Below are 13,638 nucleotides of genomic sequence, written 5' to 3' on the forward strand. Positions count from 1 at the left end.
GGTCATGCCGCCTTGATTTCTTCGCCGCTGGACTTGTAAACGCGAACGCGCTTACCGTCGGCCAACAATTTGATACCCACGCGATCCGCCTTGCCAGTTGCTACATTGAAGATAGCAACGTTGGACTGGTGGATAGGCATGGTCTTTTGAACGATACCGCCTGCCACACCCTTCATCGGGTTGGGCTTGGTGTGCTTTTTGACTACATTGACGCCCTCCACAACCACGTGAGCGTCGTCAGTACGCAAAGAGATTTTTCCGCGCTTGCCCTTGTCGCGGCCCGCGATCACGATGACTTCATCGCCTTTTTTAATCTTGTTCATGGCTTGTCCTTACAAAACTTCTGGCGCCAAGGACACGATCTTCATGAACCTCTCAGTGCGCAACTCGCGCGTGACTGGTCCAAAAATGCGGGTGCCAATGGGCTCCAGCTTGGCATTTAGGAGCACCGCGGCGTTGCCGTCGAACTTCACCAAAGAACCGTCGCTGCGACGGATGCCCTTAGCAGTGCGCACCACCACAGCGCTGTAAACCTCGCCTTTTTTGACGCGGCCGCGCGGAGCAGCTTCTTTAATGCTTACTTTAATGATGTCGCCGACGCTAGCGTAGCGACGCTTCGATCCGCCCAGCACCTTGATGCACAGCACGGATTTGGCGCCGGTGTTGTCGGCGACTTCCAGTCGAGATTCAGTTTGGATCATTTCTTTATTCCCAACTTGCACCTGATGCGCCATTCGCGAGCACACGGTGGGTGTGCCACAGAAAACGCCTCAAGCCAGTCTTGGGCCCGTTGCTCGCCGTGCAAACCACTTGCACGCCGCTCAATTGGGCTGAGTCTTCAAGCTTTATTCAAGCGAAGCCCATCATTATGCACGGAATTTGGCCGACCGTCCAGATTTTTTATGGCACCAGGAAATACTGTTCGGCCAACACCTTGAACGCCTGGGTCTGCGGGTCCAGCCTGGTCTCTTGCTGCAGGATCGCCGCGACGCGGTCTGCCAAGCCCAAGGCAGCACGCGCGTCCAAAAACAACAAGCGGGAGCGGCGCGCAAGCATGTCCTCTACCGTCACTGCGTACTCATAGCGGGCGGCAAAACGCACCATGGCCTCACTCAAGCCGTCGCACAGCACCGAAGTGGCGCCCGGCAAGGCTGCTACCTGGGGGGCTTCCACGCCATACGAATGCAGGCCCGGCGGTGCGCTGATCGACACCGGCGCGTCGTGGCCCGAGCCGCCACTGCCCACCAAATGCAGGTGTCCCGTGCGCGACGCCACCCCCGTGACAACCAGGCCGTGGGCCACGCAGGTAGACAGCACATCCTCGGCCATCGCCCGGTAGGTGGTCCACTTGCCGCCGGTCACAGTCACCAGGCCACTTCGACTGACCAACACGGTGTGCTCCCGACTGATGGCCTTGGTCGCTTCGACGCTATCGCTTTGCGGCTTCACCAAGGGGCGCAGGCCCACCCAGATGCTGCGGACATCCGCGCGGCATGGTGGGCGACGCAGGTAACGGGCCGATTCACCCAAGATAAAGGCCACTTCCTCGTCGAAGGCCAGGGGCTCTCGGTCCAGGTCCATGCGGGGGGTGTCGGTGGTACCCAAAATCACTTTGCCCAGCCAGGGCACCGCAAACAAGACCCGGCCGTCCGAGGTTTTGGGCACCATCAAAGCGGTGTCCGAACCCAAAAAATCTCGGTCCACCACCAAATGCGCGCCTTGACTCGGGGCCACCATCGGCTTGACAGGGGCGCCGCCAAGGGCCTGATGCGCTGGACTATCGTGTGTCCGCAAAGCGTCCACCCAGACCCCGGCGGCATTGACCACGCACTGCGCCCGCACCCGGTAGCTTGTGCCGGTCAGCGTGTCCACGCATTGCACCCCCGCGACCTGGCCAGCCTCATACAGCAAGCCGTCAGCACGGCAGTAGTTGACCAACAAGGCGCCGTGCAGCGCGGCGGTGCGGGCCAAGGCCAGCGCAAGCCGGGCGTCGTTGAATTGGCCATCCCAGTACTTGATTCCGCCCTTCAAGCCCTCGGGCCGCACCGAGGGCAGCAAGGCCTGGGTGCGGGTCTTGCCGATCAGCTCAGTGCGCCCCAGTCCAGCCTTGCCCGCAAGCAAGTCATACGCCGCCAAGCCCGCCCCGTAAAACGGGATCTCCCACCAGTGGTACGAGGGAATGACAAACGCCAGCGGCTGGGCCAAGTAAGGCGCGTTGTGCAAAAGCGTGGTGCGCTCGTGCAGCGCCTCACGAACTAAGCCGATGTTGCCCTGGGCAAGGTAACGCACGCCACCGTGCACCAGCTTGGTGGCACGCGACGACGTGCCTTTGGCAAAGTCATGCGACTCCACCAGCACCACCCGCAGGCCGCGCGCCGCAGCGTCCAGTGCCACCCCTAAACCAGTAGCGCCGCCGCCGACCACTGCGATATCGACCACCTGCTCCTGGGCCAAACGGGCCAGCAGCTCGGCGCGCGGGGTGGGCATCGCGGGGGTGGCTGGTGGCATGGTCAAAAACCGATCGGTGCGCGAGTGTTGGTGGTGCCGCACTTTCAGACCCTTTCGGATCCGTTTCGCTGGGGGCTGACGGCACCCCAGCTTGAACTTCCCGGGCGTGCAGGAAACCGCAAGAAGGCCTAAGGTAAATTAGACCACCGAACTCCGGGGACACCGATGACCTACCTGCTCGCACTCGACCAAGGCACTTCCAGCGCCCGCAGCATTCTGTTTGACGAACACGGTCACACCGTGTCCAGCGCGCAGAAGGAGCTGACGCAGATCTACCCCCAGCCCGGCTGGGTGGAGCACGATGCACAAGAGATTTGGCGCATCCAGCTCGCCACCGCGCAAGAGGCGCTGGCCAAGGTGGGCGTGGCCGCGCGCGAGGTGCGCGCCATCGGCATCACCAACCAACGCGAAACCACGGTGGTCTGGAACCGCAAGACCGGTCTGCCTATCCACAACGCCATCGTTTGGCAGGACCGGCGCGGCGAGCCCGCGTGCGCTGCGCTGCGCGCGCGTGACCTGGCCGACACCATTCGGGCCAAAACCGGCTTGCTGGTGGACGCCTACTTTTCCGCCACCAAGCTGCAGTGGCTGCTCGATACCGTGCCAGGCGCGCGCGAACTGGCATCGCGCGGCGAGCTGGCCTTTGGAACCATCGACAGCTGGCTCATCTGGCAGCTCACCGGGGGTGAAGTGCATGCCACCGATGTGAGCAACGCGTCGCGCACCATGCTGTTCAATGTGCACACCAACCAGTGGGATGCTGAGTTGCTCGCTGCACTGGACATCCCCACCAGCCTGCTGCCCGCCGTGCAGCCCTCAGCCTCGCTGTTTGGCACGCTGCAACCCGTGCTCTTGGGCCACCCTATCGCCATTGGCGGCGTCGCTGGTGACCAGCAAAGCGCCTTGTTTGGCCAAGCCTGCTTTGCGCCGGGCATGGCCAAGAACACCTACGGAACCGGCTGCTTCATGCTGATGCACACCGGAACGCGCTTTGAGACCTCGGGCAACGGCCTGATCACCACCAGCGCAGCGCAAACCACGCCAACACCGGAGTTCGCGCTGGAGGGCAGCGTGTTTGTTGGCGGAGCGGTCGTGCAGTGGCTGCGCGACGGCCTGCACGCGATCGAGGCCAGTCACCAGGTGCAGACCCTCGCGCAAAGCGTGCCCGACGCGGGCGGTGTGATGGTGGTGCCAGCCTTCACCGGCTTGGGCGCGCCGTATTGGAAGCCAGATGCCCGCGGCACGATCACCGGCCTGACGCGCGGCACCACCTTGGCACATATCGCCCGCGCGGCGCTGGACAGCATTGCCTTCCAAAGCGCGGCGCTGTTGCTGGCCATGGCGCGCGACGCAGCCCAGGGCGGGGGGGCGCCGTTGACCGAACTGCGGGTGGACGGTGGCGCCTGCGTTAACGATTTGCTGATGCAAATTCAGGCCGATCTGCTGGGCATTGCAGTGGTGCGACCTGCTGTCACCGAAACCACGGCGCTGGGAGCGGCCTACCTCGCAGGACTCACGACCGGGGTGTACAAAAGCACGGGCGAGCTGTCCGCCCTGTGGCGCGCGGAGCGCCGCTTCGAGCCCTCCATTTCGCGCGACCAAGCAGCACAGCGCATGGCGCACTGGGAGCATGCGGTGCGCCAAACCGTCCTGTGATGGGCAGTATTTCAGGCGACTGGGTGAGCAGCACGCCACACGAGCTGCAAACGCAGTAGGTCAAGCGCTTGGCGCAAAGGACAACATCATGAGCGAACACATTGCATTTATCGGCGGCGGCAACATGGCCAGCGCCCTCATTGGCGGGCTGCTGCGGCAGGGATTTCCCCGCAGCGGCCTGACGGTGGTCGAACCGTTTGAGTCGGCCCGCAACGCGCTGCGCAGCAGCCTGGGCCTGGACGCGCTGGAGCACGCCAACGCCACGCTCGGGCAGGCGGGCATGGTGATCTGGGCGGTCAAACCCCAGGTATTCAAAGAGGCGGCCGCGGCCGCGCAGCCTTACACCACAGGCGCGCTGCACCTCAGCGTGGCAGCAGGCATACGCAGCGAGACCATTGCGCAATGGCTGGGCAATGAGCGCGTCATCCGCAGCATGCCCAACACGCCGGCCTTGATCGGCAAAGGCATTACCGCGCTGTGCGCCCGCCCCGCCGTCACGCCCGCAGACCGCGCCTGGGCCGAGCGGGTGATTGGCACCACCGGCGAATTTTTGTGGCTAGACCATGAAGACCAGCTCGACGCCGTCACCGCACTCTCGGGCTCGGGCCCGGCCTACATGTTCTATTTCATGGAGGCCATGATTGCGGCCGGTGTGCAAATGGGCTTGGACCCAGCACACGCCCACCGGCTGGCGGTGGCCACCTGCCTGGGCGCAGGCGAACTGGCGCGGGCTTCTACCGATGCCCCCGAAGTACTGCGCCAACGCGTCACCTCCAAGGGCGGCACCACCTATGCCGCCATCACCTCCATGGAGCGCAGCCAGGTCAAAGACCACTTCATCGCCGCCATACACGCCGCACGCGAGCGGGCCCACACACTGGGCCTGGAGTTTGGCGCATAGGCTCCAGCCGCGCCAGCCACACCCGCTAGCTTGCGGCCGGCACCTTCCAAAACTCGGGCGAACCGAAGTGCTGCTTGAGGTGTTCAATCCACAGCCGCACGCGCAGCGGTAAGTGCTTGCGCTGCGGGAACACCGCATAGATGCCGTTGGGCGGGGCCGCATAGTCTTCTAGCAAGGGCACCAGCCGGCCCGCTGCGATGTCGGCCTCCACCTCCCAGGTGCTGCGCCAGGCGATGCCGTAGCCAGCCAAACACCAGTCGTGCAGCACCTGGCCGTCAGAGCAGTCCAGCGGCCCGGCAGGTTTGAGGTAGGTGACCCCGGTCGCATCGCCGGGTTGACTGCGAAACGCCCAGCCACGGGTTTGTGAGGCATCGCTGGAGAGGGTGAGGCAGCTCAGGCGCAGCAAGTCGGCCGGTGTTTGCGGCGTGCCATGGCGTGCCAAAAACGCCGGTGCCGCCACGCACAGGCGACGGTTGTCGGCCATGCGCACACTCACCAAGGACGAGTCCGGCATGTCGCCCACCCGCACCGCGCAGTCAAAGCCCTCGGCGGCCAGGTCCACCACGCGGTCGCTCAGGTTGAGCGAGATCGTGACCTCCGGGTGCAGCGCCTGAAACTGCGGCACCAGCGGGGCCACATGGCGCCGTCCAAAACCCGCTGGCGCGGTGGTGCGCAGGTGGCCGCTGGCTTTGATGCCACCGGCGCTCACGCTGGCCTCGGCATTGGCGAGGTCGGCCAAGATGCGCTGGCAGTCCTCCAAAAACGCACTGCCCTCGTGGGTGAGCGTGATGCGCCGCGTGGTGCGCAACAGCAGCTTCACGCCCAAGCGCTCTTCCAATGCATCCAGCCTGCGACCCATGATGGCGGGTGCTACGCCCTCGGCATGGGCGGCGGCGGTCAGGCTGCCGCGCTGGGCAATCGACACAAAGGACTCCAGTTGCTTGAGCTTGCTCATGGGGTGGGTGCGGCATTGGGCGCAGCCACCTCGAACGCCGCAGAGCGCAGGATGCCGTCCTTGCGCATGGCAGTGATTTCCTCGTCCGCGTAACCCAGGCCGCGAACGATTTCCATGCCATGCTCATCGAGCTTGGGCGGGTTGTGGCGCAAGCCCAGGCGCTGGCCGTCAAGCATGAGCGGCAACAAGGGCACGGTGGTGGGCCGGCCATCGGGCAGCTCCATCGGGGCCAGGCCGCCGGTTTGCTGCAGGTGCGGGTCGTCAAACAAATGCTGCGGATCGGTGATCGGCGCAAAGGGCAAACCATGGGCCTCGAAGACCGCGGTCAGTTCCTGTGCACTGTGTTGCGCCAGCCTTTCCCGCAGCAGCGGGATGAGCCAGCTGCGGGCGCGCACGCGGTCGTTGTTGGTGGCGGTGCGGGGATCAGCGGCTAGGTCGGCGTAAGCAAAGGCCTTGCAAAACACGCCCCACTGCGTGTCGCCCACCACGGCCAAGAAAATCTGCGCCTGGTCTTTGACTGCAAACACGTCGTAAATGCCCCAGGGCGAAATGCGTTCGGGCATGGGCGCGGCGGGCTTGCCGGTGACGGCGAACTGCAGCATGTGCTGGGCCACCAGAAAAATGTTGTTCTCAAACAGCGCCGACTGCACCTCTTGTCCTTTGCCGGTGTGCTGGCGCTGCATCAGCGCGGCCATGGCACCAATTGCACCGAACATGCCACCCATGATGTCGTTGACGCTGCTGCCCGCGCGCAGCGGGTCGCCCGGGCGCCCGGTCATATAGGCCAGACCACCCATCATTTGCACCACCTCGTCGAGCGCGGTGCGGTGGTCGTACGGCCCAGGCAAAAAGCCTTTGTGGCTGACGTAGATCAGGCGCTCGTCCAAGCCGCGCAGCGATGCGTAATCGAGGCCAAGCTTTTGCATCGTTTCGGTCTTGAAGTTCTCGCTCACGATGTCGGCGGTGGCGATCAGCCTCAGCACCACCTCGCGGCCTTTGAGGCTTTGCAGGTTGATAGCCAAGCTTTTCTTGTTGCGGTTGAACAGCGGATAAAACCCCGCGCCGCTGCCCAGCAGCTTGCGGGTGCTGTCCCCAGCCAACGGCTCCACCTTGATAACCTCGGCGCCCAAATCGGCCAGTACCATGCCGCAGGTGGGGCCCATCACCATGTGGGTGAACTCGACAACGCGGATGCCGGCGAGGGGCAAGGACGGGGCGGACAAGGGGACGTTTGCTTGCATGGATACCGCATTTCTAGTCACAAATCGAGTGATATTTTTCCATATAGTGGCGCTTTAAGTATCGAATACAGTGCCAAGTTCGGTTCGATTTTTTACAAGAGGCGTCCCATGTCAGCTCCTTCCACCCCCCGCACCCAAGTCCACCGCCTTCATGTGGCCAGTGTGTTGTTCACCTTCATCCAAGACAAAGTGCTGCCCGGAACGGGCATTGCGCCCGAGGTTTTCTGGAAGGGCTTTGACGCCATCGTGGCCGACCTGGCGCCCAAAAACATCGCCCTGCTGGCCGAGCGCGACCGCCTGCAAACCGCACTGGACGCTTGGCACCGAGCCCACCCCGGCCCCATTGCCGACATGCCTGCCTACAAAGCCATGCTGGAAGAAATCGGCTACCTGGTACCCAGCCCCAAGAAGGTCAAGGTGAGCACTGCCAACGTGGACACTGAGCTGGCCAAACAAGCCGGGCCACAGCTGGTGGTGCCCATTCTGAACGCCCGCTACGCCCTCAACGCCGCCAACGCCCGCTGGGGCTCGCTGTACGACGCGCTGTACGGCACCGACGTCATCTCGGAAGAAAAAGGCTGTGAAAAGGCCGGTAAAAAAGGCGGCTACAACCCCAAGCGCGGCAAGAAGGTCATTGCGTACGCGCGCCATGTGCTGGACCGCACCGCGCCTCTCAAGAAGGGCTCGCATGTGGGCTCCACCGGCTACCGCGTCAAGGACGGCCAGTTGGTGGTCTCGCTCAAGGAGGGCGGCACCTCCAAACTGCAAGACAACACCCAGTTCATCGGCTACACGGGCGATGCCAAAGCGCCCAGCTCGGTCTTGTTGCAGCACCACGGGCTGCATCTTGATGTGCAAATCGACCGCAGCACACCCATTGGCAAAACCGATGCCGCTGGCGTGAGCGACTTGGTGGTCGAAGCCGCTTTGTCCACCATCCTCGATCTCGAAGATTCGGTGGCCGTGGTGGACGCCGAGGACAAGGTGCTGGCCTACAGCAACTGGCTGGGCATACTGCAAGGCACGCTGGTGGAGCGATTCGAGAAAGGCGGCAAGGCGCTGACGCGCGGCCTCAACCCGGACCGCATCTACACAGCGGCCAGCGGCAAAGGCACCGTCCGGCTGCACGGCCGCAGTCTCATGTTCCTGCGCAACGTGGGCCACCTGATGACCAACCCGGCGGTGCTCTACACGGCCGCCGATGGCACGCAGCAAGAAATCCCCGAGGGCATTCTGGACGCCATGGTGACCACCACCATCGCCCTGCACGATCTGCAGCGCACCAAGAAAGACGCTGACAAGGGCCTGGTGCGCAACTCGCGCAAGGGCTCGGTCTATATCGTCAAGCCCAAGATGCACGGCCCCGCCGAAGTGGCGTTTGCTGCCGAGCTGTTTGGCCGGGTAGAGAAGGTGCTGGGGCTGCCGGAGAGCACCGTCAAGCTCGGCATCATGGACGAGGAGCGCCGCACCAGCGTCAACCTGAAGGCCTGCATTGCCGCAGCCGCCAGCCGCGTGGCCTTCATCAACACCGGCTTTTTGGACCGCACCGGCGACGAGATGCACACCTCCATGCACGCGGGTCCCATGGTGCGCAAGGGCGACATGAAGACCAGCGCCTGGATTGCCGCTTACGAAAAGAACAACGTGCTGGTCGGCCTAAGCTGCGGCCTGCGCGGCAAGGCGCAAATCGGCAAAGGCATGTGGGCCATGCCCGATTTGATGAAGGCCATGCTGCAACAAAAAATCGGCCACCCACTGGCCGGTGCCAACACCGCCTGGGTGCCCAGCCCCACCGGCGCGACACTGCATGCTTTGCACTACCACCAGGTGCTGGTGGCCGACATCCAGAAAGACCTGGAAAAAACCAACTACGAAAAGGTGCGCGACACGCTGCTCACCGGCTTGCTGACCATTCCTGTGACCACCACGCCCAACTGGTCTGCCGCCGAGAAGCAGCAAGAGCTGGACAACAACGCCCAGGGCATTCTGGGCTATGTGGTGCGCTGGGTCGACCAGGGCGTGGGCTGCTCCAAGGTGCCCGATATCCACAACGTGGGCCTGATGGAAGACCGCGCCACCTTGCGCATCAGCAGCCAGCACATGGCCAACTGGTTGTTGCACGGCGTGGCGACGAAGGCGCAGGTTTCTGAAACCTTTGAGCGCATGGCTGCCGTGGTGGACAAGCAAAATGCGGGCGACAAGCTTTACAAAAACATGGCGGGCAACTTCGGAACCTCCAAAGCCTACAAGGCGGCCACCGATCTGGTGTTCAAGGGCCTGGAGCAGCCCAGCGGCTACACCGAGCCGCTGTTGCATGCTTGGCGTTTGCAAGTGAAAGCGGCTTGAACCCCATGCCCCTAACGCCTGACCACCCTGGCTTCCTCTAGTTAAAACGGCACCTTCGAGTGCCGTTTTTCTTTGGCGCGATTCAGCAAATTGCTCTTGTCGGAGTTGCTACTATCGCCCACCATGTTGCCCACCACGTCGCCCGCCAAACTGACCCTTAGCCGCCTCGAATACCTGTTGCTGACCGCCTGCGATGCGCTGCGCGGCAACATGGACGCCAGCGAGTACAAGGAGTACATCTTTGGCATGCTATTTCTCAAACGCGCCAGCGACCTGTTTGACGAGCGCCGCGAGCAAATCAAGGCTGAAGGCAAAGCCGCCGGACTCAGCAGCGCCGACATCGCGCTCAACCTGGAAGACAAAGACCAGTACGCCGGCAAGTATTTCTTTGTGCCAGAGCGCGCCCGCTGGAGTACGCCATGGTCAGAGCACACCACGGACCCGAACGGCAACCCAAAAACCATTCAACACCCGGCCCTCAAGCACCTCAAAACCAACGTTGGCTCCATGCTCAACAAGGCTTTAGAGGCCTTGGAAGAAGACAACGCCGAAGCCCTGCAAGACGTACTCAAAGGCACCATCAATTTCAACCGCAAGATAGGCCAGACCACCCTGGACGACGACACGCTGGCCGACTTCATTCAGAACTTCGACAAGATTCCGCTCAAAGACAGCGACTTCGAGTTCCCTGACCTGCTGGGCGCAGCCTATGAATGGCTCATCAAGTACTTTGCCGACTCTGCGGGCAAAAAAGCCGGCGAGTTTTACACCCCCGCCGAAGTGGTGCGCATTTGCGTGGAAATCTGCGACCCCGAAGACGGCATGCGCGTGTACGACCCAACCGTTGGCTCCGGCGGCATGCTGATTCAGGTGCGCGATTACGTCCGTGAAAAGGGACAAGACGCCTCCAACGTGCGCCTGTTCGGCCAGGAAAAAATGGGCACCACCTGGTCGATTTGCAAAATGAACATGCTGCTGCACGGCATTCCCGACGCCGACATTCGCCAGCAAGACACCCTGCGCGAGCCCCAGCACAAAGACGAGACCAACCAACTGCGCCGCTTTGACCGCGTGCTGGCCAACCCACCGTTCAGCCAGAACTACATCAAGAAAGACATGCAGTTTCCTGGCCGCTTCCCAGTGTGGATGCCCGAAAAAGGAAAAAAGGCCGACCTCATGTTTGTGCAACACATGCTGGCGGTGCTGAAAAACGATGGCCGCCTGGCCACCGTCATGCCCCACGGCGTGCTGTTTCGCGGTGGCGAAGAGCGTGAGGCGCGCAAACACTTTATTGACAACGGCTATTTAGAAGCCGTCATCGGCCTGCCGGGCAACCTGTTCTATGGCACCGGTATTCCGGCCTGCATCGTGGTGCTCAACAAAGACAAAGCCGCGCAGCGCAGCCAAGTGCTGTTCATCAACGCAGACCGCGAATACCGCGAAGGCAAGGCCCAAAACCACCTGCGCGCCGAAGACATTGACAAGATCGTCCACGCATACCGCGCGGGGCAAGACATACCCGCCTATGCCAGGCGCGTGCCGGTGGCCGAAATCCAAGCAGAAGACTACAACTGCAACATCCGCCGCTACGTGGACAACGCGCCACCCCCTGAACCGCACGACGTGCGTGCCCACCTGCATGGCGGTGTGCCCCTGGCCGAAGTGGACACCCTCGCCCACTTCTGGCACAACTACCCCGGCTTGCGCGAGAGCTGCTTCACCGTCCGCACCCCACCAAACCCCGCTAGCCCCTCACCAAACCCCGCTAGCCCCTCACCAAACCCCGTTCGCCCCTCACCAAACCCCGTTCGCCCCCCACCAAACCCCGTTGGCTCCCTACTAAACCCCGTTCGCCCTGAGCCTGTCGAAGGGCCGGCCCCCGTCCCATACGCCGATTTCACCCAAGCCCTGCAAAGCCAGCGCGCCATCGCAGAGCACGTGGCCCAGCACCCCGGCGTGCTAGAGCGCCAAGCCCAGTTCATGCGGCAGCTCGGCGCGTGGTGGCAACAGCACCTGCCTATCGTGGAAGCCCTGGCCCCCGACGCCACCAACCAACACGCCACCGACCGCAACGTGTACGCCGTGCGCGCCGCCCTGCTAGACGGAATCGAGCGCGTGTTGGTGGGCCAGTCTCTGCTTACCCGCTACCAGGTGCGCGGCGCGTTTGCCAACTTCTACCAAACCCTGGCGTCCGACCTCAAATCCATCGCCGCCAGCGGCTGGGGCCCCGAGCTGATACCGGACGACGACATTCTGCAAAGCCAGTTCCCCCAGGTGCTGGCCGAGCTAGAGACCCAGCACGCCCGCCTGGCTGAACTGCAAGCCCTGTTTACCGCCGCCAGCGAAGAAGACTTTGAAGACACCGAAGACACGGGCGTGCTGCCAGCCGACGAGGTGAAGTCGCTCAAGGCCGCACTCAAAGACGCCAAGGGCATGGCCAAGGCGGCCAAGCGCGACCCCGGTCTGGGCGACTGGCAAGCGTTTGCCAAAGAGGCAGTTCGCATCGAAGCACAGCTCCAACGCCACAAAGCACTGGAAGACGAAGCCAAAACCCTCAAAGCCCACATCAAAAGCACCACCGAGAAGCGCGACGCATTGGTGGAGCAAGCCCGCAAAAAAATCAGCGCCGATGAGGCTCGCGTCATCATCATCCAGCGCCTCGGCCAAGTGTTGATGAGTAACTTCCAACACTACCTGCGCGCCGATCAACGGGCTTGTGTGGCTGCCATTGAAAACCTGTGGCGCAAATACGCAGTGACGGCCAAGCAGATTGAGGCGCAGCGGGATGCGGCGGCGGCGGCGTTGCAGGGGTTTTTGGTGGAGTTGGGGTATGAGTGAGGAAGTGTCTCCAGTTCGCTTGGGGGACGTACTGATCGAGTTGCCAAAGTCGATCTTGCCCGCTGCTGCTGCCACGAGTAGCGGCGCTTATCCATTTTTTTGCTCTAGCTCGACACCGAAGCGCACCAACACATGGCAATGTGATCGCGAGGCCATATTGATGGGAACTGGCGGCGTTGCATCTGTTCACTTAGGCAAAGAGAAGTTCGCATACTCCACCGACACGTGGGCATTCAGAGTTCGTGACCAAAATCTGTTGCTACAGGAGTTTGTTTTCCGCGCACTTGAACTTAGTCTTTCAAAAATTGACTATGTGGGTTTTGAAGGTTCAGGGTTAAGGCATTTACGCAAAGACTTCATCCGCAGTTTCATGCTGTTAGCGCCGGATACAGAGAAACAAACAGCGATCTGTCGGGTACTCTCGACCATCGACACCGCCATCGAACAAACCGAAGCGCTGATCGAGAAATACCAGCACATCAAAGCCGGCCTGATGCACGACCTCTTCACCCGTGGCGTGCTCCCCAACGGCCAACTTCGCCCACCCCGCGAACATGCGCCCGAGCTGTACCAGGAAACGGCGATTGGGTGGATTCCGAGGGAGTGGCAGTATGAGCTACTAGATAACTTGGCGCATCGGGGCAGCGGCCACACGCCAAACAAAGACCACCCCGAGTATTGGAATGGCGGCATCAAATGGGTGTCGCTGGCGGACTCCAAGAAGTTGGACCAACTCTACATTTCAGACACGGAGCTTGAAGTTAGCCACAAAGGCATCCTGAATTCATCCGCAGTGTTGCACCCAGCAGGCATCGTGGTGCTGTCGCGTGATGCAGGCGTTGGCAAAAGCGCCATCACCACCGAGTCCATGGCGGTTAGTCAACACTTCATGTGCTGGAAGTGCGACCAGAAGATGGACAACCACTTCCTGTATTACTGGCTGCAGTTCAACAAGCGCACGTTTGAGAACATCGCCATGGGCAGCACCATCCTGACCATTGGCTTGGCGTACTTCAAACGCTTGAAGATCGCTTGCCCAGTCGAGCTAGCTGAACAACAAGCGATTGCCAAAAAGCTCAAATCCGCAGACACCCGCATATTTGCATTGCGTGACCACTTGGCAAAACTGCGCCAACAAAAACTTGGCCTCATGCAAGACCTGCTCACAGGCAAGGTCTCAGTTCAATAGCATA

At 62.1% G+C, this 13,638-nt stretch carries 10 protein-coding genes; 5 read left to right on the forward strand and 5 right to left on the reverse strand.

What is annotated here, in order from left to right:
- Positions 1 to 2: 2 nt before the first annotated feature.
- The 3 genes from rplX to ACILRC_RS03695 form a co-directional block, all read right to left on the reverse strand.
- Positions 3 to 323, reverse strand: a complete 321-nt coding sequence (rplX, locus tag ACILRC_RS03685) for a 50S ribosomal protein L24 (RefSeq protein WP_395667994.1) — start codon at positions 321 to 323, stop codon at positions 3 to 5.
- A 9-nt stretch (positions 324 to 332) separates the two neighbouring features.
- Positions 333 to 701 (reverse strand): 50S ribosomal protein L14, encoded by a 369-nt coding sequence (rplN, locus tag ACILRC_RS03690; protein ID WP_395668090.1) that lies wholly within the window; start codon positions 699 to 701, stop codon positions 333 to 335.
- A gap of 199 nt (positions 702 to 900) precedes the next feature.
- Positions 901 to 2,508: an FAD-dependent oxidoreductase gene (locus ACILRC_RS03695; protein WP_395667995.1), complete on the reverse strand. Its 1,608-nt coding sequence runs from the start codon at positions 2,506 to 2,508 to the stop codon at positions 901 to 903.
- A 165-nt stretch (positions 2,509 to 2,673) separates the two neighbouring features.
- On the opposite strand from ACILRC_RS03695, the gene glpK reads away from it, so the two are divergent.
- Both glpK and proC read left to right on the forward strand, forming a co-directional pair.
- Positions 2,674 to 4,164, forward strand: a complete 1,491-nt coding sequence (gene glpK / locus ACILRC_RS03700) for a glycerol kinase GlpK (protein WP_395667996.1) — start codon at positions 2,674 to 2,676, stop codon at positions 4,162 to 4,164.
- Positions 4,165 to 4,252: 88 nt separating this feature from the next.
- The gene (proC, locus tag ACILRC_RS03705) at positions 4,253 to 5,065 is read left to right on the forward strand and encodes a pyrroline-5-carboxylate reductase (protein WP_395667997.1); all 813 of its coding nucleotides are present in this window, start codon (positions 4,253 to 4,255) and stop codon (positions 5,063 to 5,065) included.
- Positions 5,066 to 5,090: 25 nt separating this feature from the next.
- On the opposite strand, the gene ACILRC_RS03710 is transcribed toward proC, so the two are convergent.
- Positions 5,091 to 6,020, reverse strand: coding sequence for a LysR family transcriptional regulator (locus ACILRC_RS03710; RefSeq protein ID WP_395667998.1), 930 nt, complete (start codon positions 6,018 to 6,020; stop codon positions 5,091 to 5,093).
- A complete protein-coding gene (locus ACILRC_RS03715) occupies positions 6,017 to 7,261 on the reverse strand; it encodes a CaiB/BaiF CoA transferase family protein (RefSeq protein WP_395667999.1) in 1,245 nt (414 codons plus the stop codon). The genes ACILRC_RS03710 and ACILRC_RS03715 overlap by 4 nt, the downstream gene beginning before the upstream one ends.
- Before the next feature lie 108 nt (positions 7,262 to 7,369).
- Here ACILRC_RS03715 and ACILRC_RS03720 point away from each other — a divergent pair, with 108 nt between their 5' ends.
- From ACILRC_RS03720 to ACILRC_RS03730, 3 genes are all read left to right on the forward strand, one after another.
- Entirely contained in the window at positions 7,370 to 9,607 is a 2,238-nt protein-coding gene (locus ACILRC_RS03720; RefSeq protein WP_395668000.1) for a malate synthase G, read from the forward strand.
- A gap of 123 nt (positions 9,608 to 9,730) precedes the next feature.
- A complete protein-coding gene (locus tag ACILRC_RS03725) occupies positions 9,731 to 12,445 on the forward strand; it encodes an N-6 DNA methylase (protein ID WP_395668001.1) in 2,715 nt (904 codons plus the stop codon).
- Positions 12,438 to 13,634: a restriction endonuclease subunit S gene (locus ACILRC_RS03730; RefSeq protein ID WP_395668002.1), complete on the forward strand. Its 1,197-nt coding sequence runs from the start codon at positions 12,438 to 12,440 to the stop codon at positions 13,632 to 13,634. Before ACILRC_RS03725 ends, ACILRC_RS03730 begins: the two co-directional genes overlap by 8 nt.
- Positions 13,635 to 13,638 lie beyond the last annotated feature (4 nt).

The organism is Rhodoferax sp., from assembly GCF_044236835.1.
Taxonomy (GTDB): domain Bacteria; phylum Pseudomonadota; class Gammaproteobacteria; order Burkholderiales; family Burkholderiaceae_C; genus Allorhodoferax.

Excerpts from the sequence above, each read along its gene's own strand:
- ACILRC_RS03715 (WP_395667999.1), bottom strand. The coding sequence starts at position 7,261 with ATGCAAGCAAACGTCCCCTTGTCCGCCCCGTCCTTGCCCCTCGCCGGC.
- ACILRC_RS03710 (WP_395667998.1), bottom strand. The coding sequence starts at position 6,020 with ATGAGCAAGCTCAAGCAACTGGAGTCCTTTGTGTCGATTGCCCAGCGC.
- ACILRC_RS03730 (WP_395668002.1), top strand. The coding sequence starts at position 12,438 with ATGAGTGAGGAAGTGTCTCCAGTTCGCTTGGGGGACGTACTGATCGAG.
- ACILRC_RS03695 (WP_395667995.1), bottom strand. The coding sequence starts at position 2,508 with ATGCCACCAGCCACCCCCGCGATGCCCACCCCGCGCGCCGAGCTGCTG.
- rplX (WP_395667994.1), bottom strand. The coding sequence starts at position 323 with ATGAACAAGATTAAAAAAGGCGATGAAGTCATCGTGATCGCGGGCCGC.
- ACILRC_RS03720 (WP_395668000.1), top strand. The coding sequence starts at position 7,370 with ATGTCAGCTCCTTCCACCCCCCGCACCCAAGTCCACCGCCTTCATGTG.
- glpK (WP_395667996.1), top strand. The coding sequence starts at position 2,674 with ATGACCTACCTGCTCGCACTCGACCAAGGCACTTCCAGCGCCCGCAGC.
- rplN (WP_395668090.1), bottom strand. The coding sequence starts at position 701 with ATGATCCAAACTGAATCTCGACTGGAAGTCGCCGACAACACCGGCGCC.
- ACILRC_RS03725 (WP_395668001.1), top strand. The coding sequence starts at position 9,731 with ATGTTGCCCACCACGTCGCCCGCCAAACTGACCCTTAGCCGCCTCGAA.
- proC (WP_395667997.1), top strand. The coding sequence starts at position 4,253 with ATGAGCGAACACATTGCATTTATCGGCGGCGGCAACATGGCCAGCGCC.